16 protein-coding genes are annotated in these 19,283 nt (G+C 33.0%); 6 read left to right on the forward strand and 10 right to left on the reverse strand.

Annotation, left to right across the window (positions count from 1 at the left end; translation table 11 throughout):
- Positions 1 to 3: 3 nt before the first annotated feature.
- Positions 4 to 1,458 (reverse strand): copper-containing nitrite reductase, encoded by a 1,455-nt coding sequence (gene nirK / locus ACN0WY_RS05435; protein WP_417799743.1) that lies wholly within the window; start codon positions 1,456 to 1,458, stop codon positions 4 to 6.
- Between the two features lie 141 nt (positions 1,459 to 1,599).
- The gene (locus tag ACN0WY_RS05440; protein ID WP_417799744.1) at positions 1,600 to 3,030 is read right to left on the reverse strand and encodes a pyridoxal phosphate-dependent decarboxylase family protein; all 1,431 of its coding nucleotides are present in this window, start codon (positions 3,028 to 3,030) and stop codon (positions 1,600 to 1,602) included.
- A gap of 138 nt (positions 3,031 to 3,168) precedes the next feature.
- Between ACN0WY_RS05440 and ACN0WY_RS05445 the strand changes: the two genes are divergently transcribed.
- A complete protein-coding gene (locus tag ACN0WY_RS05445) occupies positions 3,169 to 4,815 on the forward strand; it encodes an OstA-like protein (RefSeq protein ID WP_417799745.1) in 1,647 nt (548 codons plus the stop codon).
- A 5-nt stretch (positions 4,816 to 4,820) separates the two neighbouring features.
- Positions 4,821 to 5,999, forward strand: coding sequence for an aspartate aminotransferase family protein (locus ACN0WY_RS05450; protein ID WP_417799746.1), 1,179 nt, complete (start codon positions 4,821 to 4,823; stop codon positions 5,997 to 5,999).
- Between the two features lie 270 nt (positions 6,000 to 6,269).
- Here the strand turns inward: ACN0WY_RS05450 and ACN0WY_RS05455 are convergent, their stop codons facing one another.
- The 8 genes from ACN0WY_RS05455 to ACN0WY_RS05490 all read right to left on the reverse strand — a co-directional run bounded on the left by ACN0WY_RS05455 (position 6,270) and on the right by ACN0WY_RS05490 (position 13,215).
- Entirely contained in the window at positions 6,270 to 6,722 is a 453-nt protein-coding gene (locus ACN0WY_RS05455; RefSeq protein ID WP_417799747.1) for a hypothetical protein, read from the reverse strand.
- A gap of 403 nt (positions 6,723 to 7,125) precedes the next feature.
- Positions 7,126 to 7,515, reverse strand: coding sequence for a biotin/lipoyl-containing protein (locus tag ACN0WY_RS05460; RefSeq protein WP_417799748.1), 390 nt, complete (start codon positions 7,513 to 7,515; stop codon positions 7,126 to 7,128).
- Positions 7,516 to 7,606: 91 nt separating this feature from the next.
- Entirely contained in the window at positions 7,607 to 7,954 is a 348-nt protein-coding gene (locus tag ACN0WY_RS05465) for a hypothetical protein (RefSeq protein ID WP_417799749.1), read from the reverse strand.
- A gap of 252 nt (positions 7,955 to 8,206) precedes the next feature.
- Positions 8,207 to 8,773 carry a cysteine hydrolase family protein gene (locus ACN0WY_RS05470; protein WP_417799750.1) on the reverse strand — a complete coding sequence of 189 codons (567 nt, stop codon included), beginning with the start codon at positions 8,771 to 8,773 and terminating at the stop codon, positions 8,207 to 8,209.
- Positions 8,774 to 8,952: 179 nt separating this feature from the next.
- On the reverse strand, positions 8,953 to 9,270 hold the full coding sequence (locus ACN0WY_RS05475; protein ID WP_417799751.1) for a hypothetical protein: 318 nt from the start codon (positions 9,268 to 9,270) through the stop codon (positions 8,953 to 8,955).
- Positions 9,271 to 9,478: 208 nt separating this feature from the next.
- Positions 9,479 to 10,480: a hypothetical protein gene (locus ACN0WY_RS05480; protein ID WP_417799752.1), complete on the reverse strand. Its 1,002-nt coding sequence runs from the start codon at positions 10,478 to 10,480 to the stop codon at positions 9,479 to 9,481.
- Positions 10,481 to 10,653: 173 nt separating this feature from the next.
- Complete coding sequence (locus tag ACN0WY_RS05485; RefSeq protein ID WP_417799822.1) at positions 10,654 to 11,496, reverse strand: DUF3696 domain-containing protein; 843 nt, start codon at positions 11,494 to 11,496, stop codon at positions 10,654 to 10,656.
- Positions 11,497 to 11,502: 6 nt separating this feature from the next.
- A complete protein-coding gene (locus ACN0WY_RS05490) occupies positions 11,503 to 13,215 on the reverse strand; it encodes an AAA family ATPase (protein WP_417799753.1) in 1,713 nt (570 codons plus the stop codon).
- Between the two features lie 721 nt (positions 13,216 to 13,936).
- Here ACN0WY_RS05490 and thrA point away from each other — a divergent pair.
- From thrA to thrC, 4 genes are read left to right on the forward strand one after another with little or no spacing between them, the layout of a single operon-like run.
- Positions 13,937 to 16,378, forward strand: a complete 2,442-nt coding sequence (gene thrA, locus ACN0WY_RS05495) for a bifunctional aspartate kinase/homoserine dehydrogenase I (protein WP_417799754.1) — start codon at positions 13,937 to 13,939, stop codon at positions 16,376 to 16,378.
- Positions 16,379 to 16,381: 3 nt separating this feature from the next.
- A complete protein-coding gene (locus ACN0WY_RS05500) occupies positions 16,382 to 17,011 on the forward strand; it encodes a class I SAM-dependent methyltransferase (RefSeq protein ID WP_417799755.1) in 630 nt (209 codons plus the stop codon).
- Positions 17,008 to 17,937: a homoserine kinase gene (locus ACN0WY_RS05505; RefSeq protein WP_417799756.1), complete on the forward strand. Its 930-nt coding sequence runs from the start codon at positions 17,008 to 17,010 to the stop codon at positions 17,935 to 17,937. Before ACN0WY_RS05500 ends, ACN0WY_RS05505 begins: the two co-directional genes overlap by 4 nt.
- A gap of 51 nt (positions 17,938 to 17,988) precedes the next feature.
- Positions 17,989 to 19,269: a threonine synthase gene (gene thrC / locus ACN0WY_RS05510; protein WP_417799757.1), complete on the forward strand. Its 1,281-nt coding sequence runs from the start codon at positions 17,989 to 17,991 to the stop codon at positions 19,267 to 19,269.
- Positions 19,270 to 19,283: the final 14 nt, after the last annotated feature.

The following is a 19,283-nucleotide window of genomic DNA, read 5'->3' on the forward strand; positions in this document are numbered from 1 at the left end:
TTTTTAGTGAGCACTTTTTACTTCCATTACCGTATTTACACTAACGTTGGTTTTATTATTACCCCAAGAATTGTATACATAGGTTAGTACATCTGCTACTTCTTGATCGTTCAACGCTTGTTTGGTCATTACACTGTTGTATTTTTGACCGTTTACCGTAATTTCACCTGTTTTACCATGTAAAATAATATCGATAGCTCTTTTTACATCAGCATTTAAGTAATCTGATTTTGCTAAAGGAGGAAATGCATTGGGAATTCCTTCTCCATTTGCTTGGTGACAAGCAAAACACGTTTTCGTATAAATCTGTTTACCATCTGCTATTTTTTGCGCTAATGATTTTTCTTGCTTAGCAACAACGACCTTTTCTTCTTTACCATTGGGCATTTCTTGAATAGTCCCTCCTTCTGGGTGGTAAATACCTTCTTGTTTTACTCCTGAATAAATCTTTTTACTTTCTTCTCCTTTTACCTTTAGCATTCCTAAAGCTCCTTTGTTAAACGCTCTAAAAATAGCGTGGTCTACTAAAATAAAAGTACCTGGAACATCTACCTTAAAATCAACAATTGCTGCTCCTCCTGCCGGAATAGAGGTTGTTTGAACATTTTTATTAATTACATCTCCTCCTTCTATATGCACATTGTCAAAAATTTCACCAATAACATGGAAAGATGATGTTAAATTAGGTCCTCCATTACCTACAAATAAACGTACTGTTTCGCCAACATTAGCAGTAATTGCATTATCCCCTGTTAAGGCTCCTACACTTCCGTTAAACACTACATAGTCTGCATCTTCGTCTACAGCTTTTCTCATATCAAAAGCTTGTAGGCCTGGTTCTCCGTTTTCTCCTTTTGTATAGAAATCTCCTTGCATAATATAGTACTCCTTATCTACTTTTGGTAAACCTCCTTCAGGCTCTACTAAAATTAGTCCATACATTCCGTTCGCAATATGCATTCCCACAGGTGCAGTAGCACAGTGATATACATATAATCCAGGGTTTAACGTTTTAAATGAAAATGTTTTTTCATGTCCAGGCGCTACAAATGATGAAGTTGCTCCCCCACCTGGTCCTGTAACTGCATGTAAATCGATATTGTGAGGTAATCTATTATCTGGGTGATTAGATAAGGTAAATTCTACTTCATCTCCTACTCTGGTTCTTATAAAGCTACCTGGAACAGAACCGCCAAACGTCCAATACACGTATTCTACACCATCTGTCATAGTTCCTTCTTTTTCAAGAATTTCCATATTTACCAGTAACTTTTTGGCTGATCTATTACCAACAGGTGTTGGAACATGAGGCGGAGCTGTTAATTCTGCTTCTATCGTTCCTTTAACTGCTATATCTGAAGCGCTTTTCATTGCAATACTTTCAGATTTTTCATTCTTGCAACTTGCCATTAAAAACATAGCTGCCAAAACCATTGAAATTGTTTTCACTTGTTTCATCTCTTCTATTGATGTAGTTATTAATAATTTTACATAAAAGACTTTTTTATCTTTTATACAAACAAAACTACTAAGAGAATTGCTTTTGAAATATGACTTTTATCATGAAAACAAAAAAAGGAGCTGATAGCTCCTTTTAATTTATTTTTCTTTTAAAATTTCTTTACCAAAATGGTGACACAACTCCAAGGTTTCTTTCACATCATCCATAGTTGTTTTTGGATTTATCAAACACATTCTAAGCACTACTTGTTTATTTAAGATTGTAGTTACTAAAAACGCTTCTCTTGATTCCATTATTTTTTGAGAAATTTTCTGATTCAATTCATCAATTTCTTTTTCTGATAGGTTTAATCCAATAGGATTGTATCTAAAGTTAATTACTGCCAACGTAGCTGGTGAAATAATTTCCCAATTTCTACTTTTACGCAACATTTTTTCTACGTCATCAGCTAATTGGATGTTGTAAGTAACCGCTTCTTTAAAAGCATCTAACCCATAGGTTTTAATAGACATATAAAACTTCAAGGCTCTAAAACGTCTTGTTAACTGAATTCCGTAATCGTAAAAGTTAATTTCAGATTCATTTCCTTCAATATCACGTAAATACTCTGGTTTTTCACTAAAAGTACCACTTAACCAAGAAGCATCTTTTACTAATAAACAACCTATTTCATATGGCTGATAAAACCATTTATGCGGATCTACAGTAAGAGAGTCAGCTCTTTCAATTCCTCGTAAAGCTTTTGCTCCTTTTTCAGCTAAAATAGCGGCTCCACCATACGCTCCATCGATATGGAACCATAAATCTTCCTCTTCACAAATGTCTGCTATTTCATTTAAAGGATCTACAGTTCCTGTATTCGTGGTTCCTGCAGAAGCGATGTAACAAAATGGTTGTAAGCCTTCTAATCGGTCTTTTGCTATTGCATTTTTTAATTTGTTGATACTAATTCTAAACTCTAAATCGGTTGGTAAGATTCTAATTTGCTCTTTTTTAAACCCTAAAACACGAATTGCTTTAATATTTGAAGAGTGTGCTTGATCTGACAAATAAATTACCGCTTTCGAAAAATCATCACCACATTTTAAGCGTCTCGCGGTAACTAGAGCTGTTAGGTTTGCCATAGAACCACCACTGGTAAAAATTCCTCCTCCTTTTTCAACAGGGAAATTATACATTTTTAATAACCAGTTCATCGTTACAATTTCCAACTCAGCTGCTGCTGGAGACACCATCCATCCGCCTGAAAAAATATTGAATCCAGTAGCCAAACTATCTGCCATAGTACTAATAAAATTACTAGGTCCGGGTACAAATGAATATGCTTTAGGGTGTGAAATAACGGTACTGTTAGGTATTACATTGTCCATCACAAAATCTAACACTTTTTCTGCAGGCATACCATTGTTTGGGGCTTCTTGTAAGAAAATACTATCCATTTCTTTTCTTGAAGCACTAGCCACAGGCTTTTGTTGCTCTAAAGTAGCCCAATGTTCAGTAATTATATCAACTATTTTATATCCGTAAGATTTCATCTCTTCTTTTGATAAATCAAAATGAGCGCTCATATCTTTATAATTTTTTAATTTGTTGCAAAATTAACCATTTACTAAATGACAGCCTTTTATTTATCTTGATAATTTTATTTCTTTATTAAGATTTTGGCATGTTCTTTTCATTATTTTTGTGCATTAAATCGTATTATTTTGAAAAAACTATTTCTACTAACTTTTGTATTATTCTCTGTTGTAAGTTTTTCTCAAACCAAAAAAATCAAAATACTTTCTACCGAATTAAGTACTGCTGATGAAAGCAAATATCCCGGAGCTACTATACTGATAGGAAAAGTTAAAATGTCGCACGAAGGAGCTACTCTAGACTGTAAAAGAGCACTACTTTACAAAGACAAAAACTTATTTAAGGCCATTGGTGAAGTAATTATTGAGCAAGGAGATAGTATTATTCAATACAGTGATTTTGCTACTTATAATGGAAATACAAAAAAGGCCAAATCTTGGGGAAACGTAGAAATTAATGATAAAGAAATGACGCTAAAAACTGATACGCTTCATTTTGACAGAATCAACCAAGTATTATACTATCCTAATGGAGGAACCATACGTGACACAAAAAACACTTTAAAGAGCGTAAAAGGAACTTATCTTTTAAGAGAGAAAAAATTTACGGCACAATCTAAAGTAACAGTTGTTAATCCTGATAATCATTTAGAATCTGACCATTTAGACTATTATACCAATACCAACTTGGCTTATTTATACGGACCAAGTACCATTACCAATTTAAAAGATAGCACAAAAGTATATTCTGAAAGAGGTTTTTACGACACGAATACTGATATTTCTTACTTTGTAAAACGCGCAAAATTATTTTTAAAAGAACGAACTGTTTCTGCCGATAGTTTGTATTATGACAAGCGTAACGGTTTTGCTTCAGCAACCAACAATATAAAAGTGGTAGATACTGTACAACATATGGTTACTAAAGGGAATTATGCTGAACTATACGAACAAAAGGATTCTTTATTTATTATTGATAGAGCCGTTGCCATTTCTGTATTAGAAAAAGATTCTATGTATGTAGCGGGCGACAAAATTTTACTTACTGGAAAACCAGAAAAACGCATTGCTCGCATTTTTAACAATGTAAAAATATTTAAATCTGATTTACAAGGTAAATGCGACTCTATACACACAAGTCAAGAAACAGGATTAACCAGAATGTTTAACAGACCTATTTTATGGTCTAATAACAGTCAAATAACAGGTGACAGCATCCAACTACTTACTCATAAAGAGAGTAATAAGCTTGATTCATTAAAAGTGTTACAAAATGCATTCATGATTCAACAAGACTCGGTAAACACAGATAATTACAATCAAATAAAAGGAAGAAATATTTATGGTAAGTTTGAAGATGATGACTTGCGGACTATGATGGTTAAAGGAAATGCAGAATCGTTGTATCATAACAATAATGAAGATACTCATAAGCTGGAAACCATTACCAAAGAAATTGCGAGTGATATAGAGTTTATTTTAGAAGATGGAGCAATAATTCAGACTACCTATTTTAAAAAATCTGAAGGAAAAACCTATCCTCCCTCCGAATTCCCCCCTGGTGAGAAAAAATTTAAAGGTTTCTTGTGGCGTGGTGATGAACAGCCTAAAACAGTCGAAGATATTTTTGTAAAAGATACAACTAACGCTGCTACTGCTCCTTTAAAAACCCAAAAGCAACTCGATGTTGTTAAAAAGGCGAGAAAACAGTTTATTGATGAAACTACCAAAAAAGAAGAAAAACAAAAGAAACCAAACCTTAAAGGATTAAAATAATTTCTGTGAAAGACGATTTTTTAAAATACCAAGGGCAAACCACTCCTCATCCCTTAGCGATTGAAATTTCACACGCTAAGGGTAGCTATATTTATGATAGCAACGGAAAAGCGATGTTAGACTTTGTTGCTGGAGTTTCTGCCAATAGTTTAGGACACAACCACCCTAAGGTAAATGAAGCCATAAAAAATCAATTGGAACAATATACACATGTAATGGTGTATGGAGAGTTTATACAAAAACCACAATTAGAATTGTGCAAAACATTGGTAGCTACCTTACCTCCTAACCTATCGTCGGTATATCTGGTAAATTCGGGTACCGAAGCGACTGAAGGTGCTTTAAAATTAGCCAAACGTTTTACGGGTAGAAGTGAAATTGTTGCCGCTAAAAATGCGTATCATGGAAATACACAAGGCGCTATGAGTGTGTGTGGAGCAGAACAACAAAATCGTGCTTTTCGTCCGTTAATTCCAGGGAGTAAGTTTATTGAATACAACAACGAAGTAGATTTAGAAAAAATCACTACCAATACAGCGGGTGTTATCCTAGAAACTATTCAAGGAGGTGCTGGTTTTATTGAGCCTAAAAACAACTACTTAACAAAAGTAAAACAACGTTGTGAAGAAGTTGGTGCCTTGTTAATTTTGGATGAAATCCAGTCTGGAGTTGGACGTACAGGAAAATTTTGGGGATTTGAAAATTACAACGTTACTCCAGATATTATTATTACAGGTAAAGGTTTAGGTGGCGGAATGCCAATCGGCGCTTTTATTGCTTCTTTTGAAGTGATGGATTGTTTAAAAGAGCATCCGAAATTAGGACATATTACTACGTTTGGCGGGCACCCTGTTATTGCGAGTGCTGGTTTAGCTACCGTACAAGAAATCACTTCCTCTAACTTAATGGAAGAAGCCTTACGAAAAGAAAAAATTATTCGCGATGCTTTTAAAAATCATTCCGCGGTTAAAGAAATTAGAGGAAAAGGATTGATGCTTGCCTTATTAGTAGATACTCCTGAAGCTGCCTCACAAGTAATTTTAAACTGTTTAGACAAAGGCTTAATTTTATTCTGGTTACTTTTTGAAGGAAGAGCCATTCGTATTACGCCTCCACTCACCATTTCTGATGAAGAACTAAAAAAAGGATGTGATCTTATATTGAGTGAATTAGACAAATTGTAGTTCACGAAGAAATCTAAAAGTAACAAATTTTACTTAGTTAAGCGAAATTAACCTAGAGCGTTGGTAATAATTAGTAGAAAGGGAGTGTTTGATAAAACACGGTTTCTACGTGCCGCAGGCAATTATTAGCAACGTATTTGTGTATGATTTTTTGCGGGAAAAGGATACGAGTTCTTTTCCGATGTTGCGGAAAGATAATTAATAAGATTGAATTTCCGTTGAGGAAATTCAGCCGCAATTAATTATACACCTTGTTGTAGTGTCGTTTTACTATTTTAAATTATCAAGTTCATATTTAAAAAATGTTTCAAATTCTTCCTTAATAGTCAATCTGTGTTGCTTAATTAAATCAAAAATTAAGTCTTTAATTGTTAATACTCTAGTATCGATTTTTGGTTTTTCATTTAGCAAAAACAAAGAAGAAAAATTTAATTTATTTCTTTCAGTAACTAGCGTAGGAAGCTGATTTTTTATTGCACTGTAAATTTTAAGTCTATCCGTTTGGTTAAATTTCTTTTCCAAAAATGACTCATTGAATAATTCATTTTCAAATAGATTATGCATTTTCAGCGAATTTAAGATTCTGAATTTTAAAAATATATATGCAATATCATTACGTAAAATGACATTATTTTGAATAAGCTTTAATTTTGTTTTATCTAAAGGAAAACTAAAACTGTGTTTTTTTTCTAGTTCTTTAGTGTTATTTGGATAAGTTCTCATCTCTGATATTCTTAGCATCTTGTTTTAAATGCACTACAACGCTCTAGGTGTATGGCGAGTGAGGCGCTAGCCTCACGGGGAGCCATAATTGCGTCTCATTTGTTATACAATTTGTTGGTATTAGTTTCGTGTGTAGTTCACGAAGAAATCTAAAAGTAACAAATTTTACTTAGTTAAGCGCAATTAACCTAGAGCGTTGGTAATAATTAGTAGAAAGGGAGTGTTTGATAAAGCACGGTTTCTACGTGCCACAGGCAATTATTACCAACGCTTTTGTATAGCTGTCAGTTATGGGCAAGTTAGCGATTATTTTTGGATTAAGCACAGGCCTTAGCAATTCCGAGTGGATTCGGACGCAGTCGAATCCGCCATAATTTTGGTTATATATTGGTATAACTAGTTTTTATATCCCTTCTATTTTTAAAATTTCTATTCCACTTGTTAGTTTTTGATTCAACCTGCACGTAGATATTATTTTCCCACTATAATGACTTTCAAATTCGATCATGATATTTTCGTTTTCTATTTCACAGATAATATCACCTCTTTTTACAACATCTCCTTGTCTAAAATACCATCTTGTTAAAGTCAATCCTTTTTGATTTCCTATTTCAGGTAGAAATATTGTTTGAACTTCTCCTTTTTCCAACCTAAAATCTGACGGAACAATATCTGTTCCACTTTTTTCAATTTCTTCTTTAGTTCTGAAATTCGGATTACTTTTCAAATCATTTATAATTTCATTCCGTTTTCTTTCAGAAAAAAATAGTTTATGAATTATTGATTTCATCATTTTTAATCAAATTAGCTATTCGTTTAGAGTTTTCATTAGAAATTCAGAGTTGAATCCTCCGTAATTTCGGTTAAATTATTGTTTCGTTGCTTTACCATAAGTGAGGTTTTGCGAAGTAAACCCAACCACACCATAAAGTCAAGAAACAACTAAATAAAAGTCCAATTATGAAAAATATCATTCGAAACCTTTTTATTCCAATTTTGTTTTTAAAATAGTACCAATCAAATAATTCCAATAAAATTCCTAAAGAATAAAATATATTTGCTCCAACGCCCCAATATAATATCCCTAAAATATCGGCTCTTACCCAAGAATATTCTCCTCTGGAAAATCCGTCATAAACAGTATAGACTCCAACTAATCCAACAACGAGATTGAAACTCCATCTTTTAGATTCCCACCATTTTATATTTGATTTTAATTCTTCTATTGTCATCTCTCAAATTAACTGTAATTGTCTCTTGTAAACGCCAACTATAAGTTAAATTCCTTTATCTTTTGGTTTAAAACTGATTAGCATCGAACACCATTCAATTCGCCATAATTGTGGTTATACCTTGTTAGTAACAGCTTTTAATTTACCCAGAAAATTATTTATCTAATTTTAGCGTTTTAATGCAGTTTAGGTTTTTAGTTCGGTCTATCTTAAACCACTCACAACAGTTTTATTTACAAGTAGTTGTGTTATTTATATTTCACTCATCAATTTTTCGAAATTCCAAACAGTTGCAAATTCTTCGTTCAAATTAGCGAGTGTTGTTAGGTGTATTATTTCAGAATCATATCTCTCTCCATTGATTCCAATTCGGTCAAAAGCTGCCGTTGCATCAGAAATTAAATACGTTTCGTAACCATAATTCCCCGCCATTCGAGTTGTTGTCGACACACAATGATTTGTGGTAATTCCAACTATTACTATAGATGTAATTCCCAATCGGTCTAACTGTTCCTTTAAATTAGTTCCGATAAAAGCACTATTTACATTTTTCGTTATTATAGGCTCGTTTTCTTTAGGCAAAACATTTTCATTAAACTCAAATCCCGGATTTTGTTCATTAAGTTTAGATTTTGGGTTTGTAGAGCTATGTCTAATGTGAAAAATTGGCAAGTTTAATTCCCTCCATTTATTAAGTATTTTTCCGCAAGTAATTTCAGCATTTTTATTATTTCTATTTCCTCCCCAATAATTTTCGTCCAAAAACGCTTTTTGAACATCAACCAGAATTAGTGCTGTATTTTTTTCTCTTAAATTCATTTTAAAATTTGTTCGGTTTTAATAGCATACAACGTATTTGTGTATGATTTTTTTTTGTGGAAAAAGGACATGAGTCCTTTTCCATTGTAGCCTAAAAATAATTAATCAAATTTAATCTCCAAGAGAAAATTCAGCCGCAATTAATTATACACTTTGTTGTAAAACGTTTTTTTCTCAGTTCATGAGGTTGTTTCGTCATTTTGAATATCTATCCATAAAGAATATGCGCCAAGTAAAATTCCAAAAGGAATACAGATTGCAAATAGTCTATAATATTCATTGTTGGTTATTGCGTCAGATACAAAAATATAAGCTACTAATATCGATGCAAGAATACCAAACATAGCAAAGATTCTTATCATTATTCCACCAATACTTTTATTAAAGTCATTATGGCTACGCATTTTTTCCGTTCTTCTATATATCCCAGAAAAGAAGTAATAGAGCATGTGATATGCGACATTAATAGCCAATACAGTAAAGAATCTTTCTGTCAATTCATTCTCCCTTGAAAAAATCAAAAATAGTATACTTAAAATCAAATTCAGGTATCCAATTATTTTATGATATTTTATAATTTCAGGTTTGGTCATTATATGTTTTACAACGTTTATGTATAAGGAAAGTTGCGTGTTTGAGTGCGAGGATTTTCCGAAGGAAAATCAGAAGCAAGCAAACGAGCAACTAACTTTGGTTTAGTTAAAACTAGCAATTTTTTTTATACGGTGTTATGCATTGTTTTTTTTTATCTCTTTTTTTCTGTTTTTCAACCATTTTCTGGAAATATTCGTCACGTTTTTTAAATGATTTTTTTGTTCCAATTACTTTTCCGTCTGAAGCTAAAATATAGTTTATTTCCCATTTGTTTTCTTCGTTAAAGTAGAACTGAATTTTTTCTGCTTTTAACTGTTTGATAAAAATTTCCACTTCTTTTTTTAAGGTTTCAATAACCTCTTTTTTAAATGCGTTTATTGCAACATCTGGATTTCGAGTAGTTACAATTAATTCTACTTTTGATTTCTTAATTGGAATTTCTACAACAAAATGAATCGGTCTATTTTTAGGAATCATTTCTTTGACAGATTTTCGAATAGCTTTTCCAATTAGTTTGTAGAATTTAACCAAATCCTCTTCAATGGCTTCTCCTAATTTTTCAGGAATTTTTCTAAGTCCTATTCCAAGTGCAATTCCAATTATTTCAGTTAATTTCAGAACAATTTCAGGGTCTGGTATTTCGGATTTTCTAATAAATTCAGAGCCTTTAATTTCTAAGTCCGATTCTGATTTTAGGTCACTTATAAATGCTTGTCCTTTTTCAAAAGAACCAAGATTTATTGGGTCAATTTGAACTTCAATAGTTTCTATCGGTTCAAATTCACACTCTATAAATGGAAAATTTTCATCAGAAAATGACATTTCAATTAGTTCCAATCCATTTTCCAATATTTCTGTTTTACTAATGTCAAAATACTCTTGGTCTGCAACTAAATAATATGCTCCATCTTTTTCAATTACTTCTCCATTACTTATTCTACCCATCGGTGGGAAATTTCGATTATGGTCAAGTCCTAATCTTGGTTTTCTTTTTCCATTTATGAATTTGAGAGAACTTTCCAAAGCTTCTTTCGTAATAACGTGTCCGTGCTTGTCTATATTCGATGAGCTTAAAACATACCTTTGCGAGTATTTTGTCTTCTTTTCGTTCATAAATGTTGGTTAGTTGCGGTGTTTCTCAAATAATGCATAACGGACAAGTATATGCAAATGTGGGCGATTGCGAGCTTCAAACTTATCAAACCGTGAAAATTTAAAGCGGGCTACAGTCCTTGAATTTAATACAATTTCGCCCATTTTGTATATACAGTGTTATGCGCTTTTATTTACTTTTTCTCTAATATCCATTTGTCAAGAAACTCATTAACTTTCTCAATATAGTTAATAGCTTCTTGTTTTGTCTTTGTCTGACCTGAATGCCCCGAATCATTCCTACCAACCCTTATTTCTTCAAGCAATTCAATTTTTAAACTTAGGGGATTTTTAAATCTGTTTGCCATTTCTGAGGGTAATTGGACTAATTCAATATTACTTAAAGGACTTTGAGTCGTTGTACCTGTTTTATATTTTTCAAGAGAGCCTTGAAATTTTCCAAGCATTAATTTTTTAACATCTGTAATTCCTATTGCAATAAATATCTCCTTTAATTCATTCTCTATAGTTCTCCCATACTGAATTATGACTGGTGAGAAATCGCTTGTTTCATGAATTGTATTAAGTAAAAGTTGACCAGAAGATAAATATTTAGCACTAATTGAAGATATTTTAGAAACATCAAACCGATTATTTATAATCGTTTGATACATCTGTATGTCCAATTTATTAATATAATCGTCAATTTTTAGTTCTAATTCAGTTATTTTATTTTCATTCTCTTCTTTATTCTTTTTTAATTCATCAAAGTCTTGTAAAAATCTATCTCTTTGAATGTTTAATAAACTAAATTTCAAATTAGTCTGTTCGTCAAAAAAACCTTTTCCAAAGTACTTTTCGTAATCAATACTTCCATCTTCATCAATATGTACATTACTAACATACTCATTTTTCACCCCTTCTCTAACATCATTTGGGTGATTAAAATAAAACATTTTAACATCATCTGATGAAACTATTTTTCGACCTATATATTCTTGAAATTTATAAATTAGATACTCACTATGAGTTTCTATAAGGAACTAAATATTGAACCTAGATGCTGCATCAATAAATAACTCTGCCATTTTTGACTGTAACGATGGATGTAGGTTGGCTTCAGGTTCTTCAATTAATAAAGTTGAAGGGATAAAATATATTGTCTGTTTTTCACAATATCCTTCTTGATGATTAAAATCATATTCATGTGTTATTTGGTGATTTTGGGCAATAACAGCTATTTTCATGATGATTGGAAGCAATTGGGAAACACCATATCCTAAATCGACCAAAGGCGTTTTTGTATCATCAAAATTGACTAAAAAAATCTTAGTTAAGCCTATCGCTTCATCTCTATAGACTGAAAGTTCTTTTCCAATTTTGAAGCCTTTCTGTTTTTTTTCTCCATTTTCATCATTAATCTCTCCTTTCCCAATCCAAAAGTTTACAAATTCTTTGATTTGCGGATGATGTTCTAAGTATATAGCTGAAAAATCCCGTACAATCAGAATATCTTCACTGTTTTGTTCGTCAATAAACCATTCTCTATTTCTACCTCGTGCAGTTGGTAGAAAATAAACCTTTTTTAAACTATCAATTTTTCTCTGAACAGTATCTAAGAAATCTTTCTCTATTGCTCCCAATAGATTTGTAAATAGTTCACTATTAGGAGTTGTTTGAAACATTGAGGAAGTTAAATCATCACGTAAATTTTGTTTCTCGCTATTTATCTGTTTTTCTTCAGTTTGCTCATTTTTCAGTTCCTCACTTGCAATGTCTCTTTCCATTCCATCAAAAATACTAGAAAAGGGTTGTTTGAAACATTCTAAAACTTTGGATTGGTGATTATCTTTCCCTTTAAGAAGTTTAGTAGTAATTTTTTGTTCTATAGCCAATAGTTTCGACTTTTCTTCTTCTGTCAATTCTGAATAATCAGAGAATAAACTTTTCCCTTGGATAAATTTTTCTGTAAAGCCTTCATAACCATCTTTTCTCTTTTTAAAGAAAGGAAAATCAAAATAGGTGTGTTTATACATCTCTATTCTCCTATATAAGTCAATGGTAAAATATTCTTCTGTTTTTTCATTCGGTTCTAATCCTTCACTTCTTTCAACAAAAGGTGTTTCTCTGATAAGTTGTATTATTTTTTTTAAATTAATGCATGTTTCCATTTCCCAATAAGGAGAGTCATCATAAGACTCTCTATATCCGATTATATTAGACCAGTGTAAATATTCTCCATTCCAAACAATCGCAATATTTTTAATGTCATGTGAAACTGTTAAATCTTCTTTATTTCCAGTCTTATGTATCATACGTAACCCATATCTAACTTCAAGAGTAGCTCTTATCTCTCGACTACCTCCTAATTTAACTGGAAAAGAAAACACTAAATCTTCATTTTCTTCAAAAATCGGCGGTTCAACTGGGAGGTTGTCGTTATTTTTATGAAAATCAGCAAGTCTCGAATACATATGTTGACCTTTTGATTTATTTGATTTTTTTAAAGTCGCCATTGTATCTCTATTAAAGATACGTTCAAGGTTACCAAGTTCATGTTTCATTGTTTTAAAGTCTAAACTTTCTGAATCAATTCCATCTTTAAAATTATGAACCATGAATTGTATTGCTTTGAAAACAGAACTTTTCCCAGCGTTATTTGTGCCTGTAATTAATGTAATTGGTGCAAATTCAAGTTCTTCTTTTTTATTAAAAGTCCTAAAATTTTGTAAACCTATTCCTTCTATGTTTGGCATTTTGAGACATTATAAATTTTACATTTACTATTATTGGCAATAGCTTGGAGTTAATTGCGCATAACTTATTTATATAGATGTAAAACACATCGTTATACACCTATTTTGGTAGGTTTATAGTTGTATTTTATGTTTGTTTATACTCTTACGAACTTACTAATAATAATTTAATTTTCTTACGGAATACCATAAGCTCAACTATTTAGATACTAAAAGTAGTTTTAGTTATTATTAACGATCTCTGATACCTTATTTAGAAAATCAAAAACCAAGTTGACACACTTTATTGGATAGTCTCCGTTATTGGGTCGCTGATATCACGGCATGCTCCGAAGACACTACGGCACGGGCCCCTGGTATTACGGCGTACTCCGAAGACACCACGGCATGGGGCGCTGATGTTATTCTTCTTATTTTTTAGCAATATAGGTGTATTTTAGAAACTATCAAAAAGGCTTTTCACAAAAAAACAACAACTTTTCTTGTTTTTTAGAACATAATGTATACATTTGGCTCAATGTTAAACAACAAAAGACATATCATTTCTATTCCAGCTGTAACTACGGCTTCTTTTGTTGGCACTACAACTACAATTACTACTACAACCCTTTAGGGGTTATTTTTCTACATATCATTTCCGTATATATTTATTTTTTCAAAAGACTTGAAAACAGATAAATAGCTTAAAAAATCTTATTTTTAATTTATTATTCATTTTAAAATGAACGTTTTAAAATTTGGTGGTTCCTCAGTAGCCAACCCTCAAAACATAGAAAAAGTAGTACAAATCATTGCCAATGCCTCTGCAAACAATCCACTTATTGTGGTGGTTTCTGCTTTTGGAAAAACAACGAATAAACTCATTGCATCGGCAGAACAAGCTGCTCAAAACAATGCGAATTACCTTGAAAACTATCAAGAAGTTGAACGATTGCATTTTGAAGTAATTGAAAAATTAGTTCCTGATAATCAGCAAGAAGAAGTTAAAAAGCATATAACTTCCCTTTTTAAACAATTAAAAACCTTATTAGAAGGTTGTTTGTTACTAAACGAAATTACACCCAAGACTTTAGCTACCATTAGTGGTTTTGGTGAATTGTTATCTTCTTACATTATTGCAAGCATTGCTCGTAAGGAACTGGATGTCGTATATAAAGACAGTAGAGAGCTAATCTTCACTTCCAACGCCTTTGATAAAGCACAAGTTGATTTTCAACTAACCAACGCCAATTGCAAGGAGTATTTTGACAATAATAAGCACCGAGTAACCTTGTTACCTGGATTTATAGCTCGCACTAAAGAAGGAAAGTCAACTACCTTAGGACGTGGGGGTTCCGATTATTCTGCCGCTATTTATGCGGCGGCTGTCAATGCTGATGAATTGCAAATATGGACAGATGTTAGTGGTATGTACACTGCGAATCCGCATCTAGTAAAACAGGCATTTCCTATTCCACATATTTCGTATCAAGAAGCCATGGAATTGTCACATTTTGGGGCAAAGGTTATCTACCCTCCTACCATTCAACCAGTATTGGAAAAAGAAATTCCTATTCGCATAAAAAATACCTTTGAAGCTGAAAATGTAGGAACACTTATTTCTAAAGTTACCGAAAACGGAAAACCTGTAAAAGGAATATCGCATATAGAAAATATTACGCTATTAACGTTAGAAGGAAGTGGCATGGTAGGCGTTTCTGGCATTTCTAAACGTTTGTTCGAAACCTTATCGACACACAACATCAATGTGGTGCTAATCACGCAAGCTTCTTCTGAGCACTCTATTTGCGTGGGAATTTATGACGACGATGCTGAAAAAGCAGCTTTAAAAATTAATGAAGCTTTCGCTTTTGAAATAGAGCGTCATAAAATAGACCCAATTATTGTAGAACAAGGTTTGGCAATTATCGCTTTGGTAGGCGATAAAATGAGAAATCACCAAGGGTTAAGCGGACAAATGTTCAGTTCTTTAGGCAAAAACAACGTGAATATTCGTGCCATTGCCCAAGGTGCTTCAGAGAAAAACATTTCTGCGGTTATCAACAGTTCAGATGCAAAAAAAGCATTGAATACGCTACACGAACAGTTTTTTGAAGAAAAAATAAAACAATTAAACTTGTTTGTTACGGGTGTAGGAAATGTGGGTGAACGCTTTTTAGCACAAATCCATCAACAAAAAAAGTACTTAAAAGAGCAGTTAAAACTAAATGTACGTGTTGTGGGGATTTCTAATTCCAAACAAATGATTTTTAATGAAGGGGGTATCAGCTTAAAATCGTGGAAACAACAATTACAAAACGGAGAAGCAAGTTCTTTAGAGCTTTTTTTCCAAAGAACAAAAGCGTTAAACCTTCGTAATTCGGTTTTTATTGACAATACGGCCAATCAACAAGTTTCTGAAATATACGAACACTATTTAGTCAACAATATTGGAGTGGTTACGTGTAATAAAATAGCCTGTGCTTCTGAACTTAACAATTATAAAAAGTTAAAACACATTTCAAGAAAGTACAGCGTTCCATTTTTGTTTGAAACCAATGTGGGTGCTGGTTTGCCTATTATTGATACGCTTAAGAACTTAATTGCTTCTGGTGATCGAGTGCATAAAATACAAGCGGTGTTATCGGGTTCTTTAAACTTTGTTTTCAATAATTTTAATGAAAGTATTTCTTTTCATGATGTCGTACAACAAGCGCAAGAACAAGGATATACAGAACCCGACCCTAAAATTGATTTAAGTGGTGTGGATGTAGCCAGAAAAATATTAATTCTTGCACGTGAAAGTGGTTATGATTTGGAACTTTCAGACATCGAAAACAATGCTTTTTTACCTGAAAAGAGTTTAAAAACTACGAATAATGAAGATTTTTATGCTTCTTTAACTGAGTTTGAGACACAATTTCAACAAGTATATAAAGAAGCTGCCGATAAAAATTGTCGTTTAAAATATGTTGCTGAATTCAATGATGGAAAAGCAAGTGTAGGTTTACAACACATTCCGTTTGACCATCCTTTTTATAATTTAGAAGGAAGCGACAACATTGTCTTGTTTTTTACGGATAGATATCCTGTAAATCCACTACAAATAAAAGGAGCTGGTGCGGGTGCTGAAGTAACCGCTTCTGGAATTTTTGCTGATGTGATACGAATTGGAAATCAATAGTATATGAAAAAACGTTATCAAAATATCATAGAAGTCTATAACAATATAGCACAGGCGTATCAAGATAAATTTATCAATGATACCGTGTACAATCATAGTTATGACCTTCTTTTAAAACATCTAGAATCAACTCATCATAATGTGTTGGACGTAGCTTGTGGTTTTGGGAAGATTACCAAGTATCTCTTACGTCACAATCCTGCACTTAGCATTTTAGGAGTGGATGCTGCTGAAAATATGGTGGATTTAGCAAAACAAAACAATCCAAAAGCTTCCTTTAAAGTGCTAGATTGTAGAGAAATTAACAGTTTACAACAAGGTTTTGATGTAATCATCTTCGGATTTTGCTTTCCGTATCTTACCAAAGAGGATGCTCTAAAACTTATAAAGGATGCTGTTACGATGTTATATCCAAACGGATTACTCTACATCAGTACCATGATTGGGGATTACAAAAAAGACTCTCGTATCACTGCTAGTTCGGACGGGAAAAACTCGATGTTTATTCACTATCATGAACCAGCATATTTGATGGATGCTCTAAAAGCACAAGGATTCAAAATTTTAGAAAATTACACCAAACTATATCAAGAAGGTGGTGATACCGACTTGTTTTTAATCGCAAAAAAATGAACTATTTAAAAATATTTTCACCGGCCACTGTTGCTAATGTTTCCTGCGGATTTGACGCTTTAGGTTTAGCGCTCGAAACGGTTGGTGATACCATGACTTTTACCAAAACAACTACAAAAGGTATCAAAATTACTCAAATAACCGGGGCTGATTTACCATCTGACCCTAAAGTAAATGCTGCGGGAGTAGTTGCACTAGCTATGCTAGAAAAACATCCAGTTGATTTTGGTATCGACATCACCATTCACAAAGGATATACTCCAGGAAGTGGTTTAGGTAGCAGTGCTGCCAGTGCTGCGGGAGCTGCATTTGGAGTAAATCAATTATTAGGAAATAGCTTCTCGCTCCTTGAATTGACTCAATTTGCAATGTTAGGAGAAGAAGCTACTTGCGGAACTCCGATAGCTGATAATGTTTCTGCCGCTATTTATGGTGGGTTTACGTTGGTACGTAGTTACGAACCTTTGAGTATCGTAAAAATCCCTGTGCCTGCTGATTTAAGAGTGGTGGCAATCCATCCTCAAGTTGAAGTAAAAACCAAAGATGCCAGAGAGGTATTACCGAAAGAAGTTCCTCTAAAAGATGCGGTTACGCAATGGGCTAATGTTGGCGGATTGATTAGTGGATTGCATACCAATGATTATCAATTAATCGCAGACTCCTTAACCGATATCATTGTTGAACCTGCTCGTAAACATCTGATTCCACATTTTGATGAAGTGAAGCAACAAGCTATTAAGGCAGGAGCTTTAGGAGCAGGAATCTCAGGTTCGGGTCCAACTATTTTCACTTTATGTAGAGGTGATGAAACTGCTGAAAATGTTTACAAAACCATACAAAACACTTACCAAGACAAACAAATTGATTTTAATATGATTCTTTCTAAAATCAATACAGAAGGAATTAAAATTTTAGACACTAACTAATATAAAATGTTCACTGAGCGTAGTCGAAGTGAAAAAAACAAACACGAAATTATGAACTATTATAGTCTCAATCATACATCACCTAACGTTAGCTTTGAAGAAGCTGTCGTAAACGGATTAGCTCCAGATAGAGGATTGTATTTCCCTGAAAACATTACGCCATTACCTAAAGAGTTTATTAATAATATTGGAGAATATTCTAATGAAGAAATTGCGTATGAGGCCATCAAACAATTTGTGGGTGATGAAATTCCAAAGGACGTTTTACAAGAAATTATCAAAGGAACCATTAATTTTGAGTTTCCTGTGGTACCCATTGAAGAAAATATCGGTACACTAGAATTATTTCACGGACCTACCATGGCTTTTAAAGATGTGGGTGCTCGTTTTATGGCACGTTGCTTAGGCTACTTTAATCGTAATAAAGATCAACAAGTAACCGTATTGGTTGCGACTTCTGGTGATACTGGAGGTGCTGTTGCTAATGGTTTTTTAGGAGTGAAAGGTGTAGATGTGGTCATTCTCTACCCTAGTGGAAAAGTAAGTGATATTCAAGAGAAGCAATTAACAACCTTAGGACAAAATATTACTGCTTTAGAAGTTGACGGTGTTTTTGACGATTGCCAAGACATGGTAAAAACTGCTTTTTTAGATGCAGATATCAATCGTACCTTAACCTCAGCAAACTCTATTAATATTGCGCGTTGGTTACCACAAATGTTTTACTTTTTCTTTGCTTATAAACACGTATACAAACAGCATAAAGAAGTAGTTTTTTCAGTGCCTAGTGGAAATTTTGGAAATATTTGTGCAGGAATTATGGCGCAAAAACTAGGATTGCCTATCAAACATTTTATAGCCTCGACCAATGTAAACGATACTGTTCCTAATTATTTAGCAAGTGGTGAATACCACCCTAAACCATCTAAAGCAACCATATCGAATGCCATGGATGTTGGAAATCCGAGTAATTTTATCAGAATTCAAGAATTATTTAATAACGATTTAGCGCTTTTAAAAGCTGCATTTTCTTCTTTTTCTTTTTCTGATGATGCAACTCGTACAGCCATGAAAAACATTTATGATAACTCTAATTATATTGCAGATCCGCATGGAGCCGTTGGATATTTAGGCTTGAAAAAATACGGATTACAAAACGAGTATGGAATTTTCTTAGAAACTGCACATCCCGTAAAATTTTTAGATATTGTTGAAGAGGTTTTAAATGTAACTGTTGAAATCCCTTCGCAAATAGCATCTGTAATAGACAAACAAAAAGAAGCGATACAAATTAGCTCTTACCAAGAATTGAAAGATTTTTTAAATGCTTAACACAAAAAATGCCT

Source organism: Tenacibaculum sp., assembly GCF_048269885.1.
GTDB lineage: Bacteria > Bacteroidota > Bacteroidia > Flavobacteriales > Flavobacteriaceae > Polaribacter.

Excerpts from the sequence above, each read along its gene's own strand:
- ACN0WY_RS05490 (WP_417799753.1), bottom strand. The coding sequence starts at position 13,215 with ATGCCAAACATAGAAGGAATAGGTTTACAAAATTTTAGGACTTTTAAT.
- ACN0WY_RS05480 (WP_417799752.1), bottom strand. The coding sequence starts at position 10,480 with ATGAACGAAAAGAAGACAAAATACTCGCAAAGGTATGTTTTAAGCTCA.
- ACN0WY_RS05455 (WP_417799747.1), bottom strand. The coding sequence starts at position 6,722 with ATGAGAACTTATCCAAATAACACTAAAGAACTAGAAAAAAAACACAGT.
- ACN0WY_RS05500 (WP_417799755.1), top strand. The coding sequence starts at position 16,382 with ATGAAAAAACGTTATCAAAATATCATAGAAGTCTATAACAATATAGCA.
- nirK (WP_417799743.1), bottom strand. The coding sequence starts at position 1,458 with ATGAAACAAGTGAAAACAATTTCAATGGTTTTGGCAGCTATGTTTTTA.
- ACN0WY_RS05460 (WP_417799748.1), bottom strand. The coding sequence starts at position 7,515 with ATGATGAAATCAATAATTCATAAACTATTTTTTTCTGAAAGAAAACGG.
- ACN0WY_RS05505 (WP_417799756.1), top strand. The coding sequence starts at position 17,008 with ATGAACTATTTAAAAATATTTTCACCGGCCACTGTTGCTAATGTTTCC.
- thrC (WP_417799757.1), top strand. The coding sequence starts at position 17,989 with ATGAACTATTATAGTCTCAATCATACATCACCTAACGTTAGCTTTGAA.
- ACN0WY_RS05440 (WP_417799744.1), bottom strand. The coding sequence starts at position 3,030 with ATGAGCGCTCATTTTGATTTATCAAAAGAAGAGATGAAATCTTACGGA.
- thrA (WP_417799754.1), top strand. The coding sequence starts at position 13,937 with ATGAACGTTTTAAAATTTGGTGGTTCCTCAGTAGCCAACCCTCAAAAC.
- ACN0WY_RS05465 (WP_417799749.1), bottom strand. The coding sequence starts at position 7,954 with ATGACAATAGAAGAATTAAAATCAAATATAAAATGGTGGGAATCTAAA.
- ACN0WY_RS05470 (WP_417799750.1), bottom strand. The coding sequence starts at position 8,773 with ATGAATTTAAGAGAAAAAAATACAGCACTAATTCTGGTTGATGTTCAA.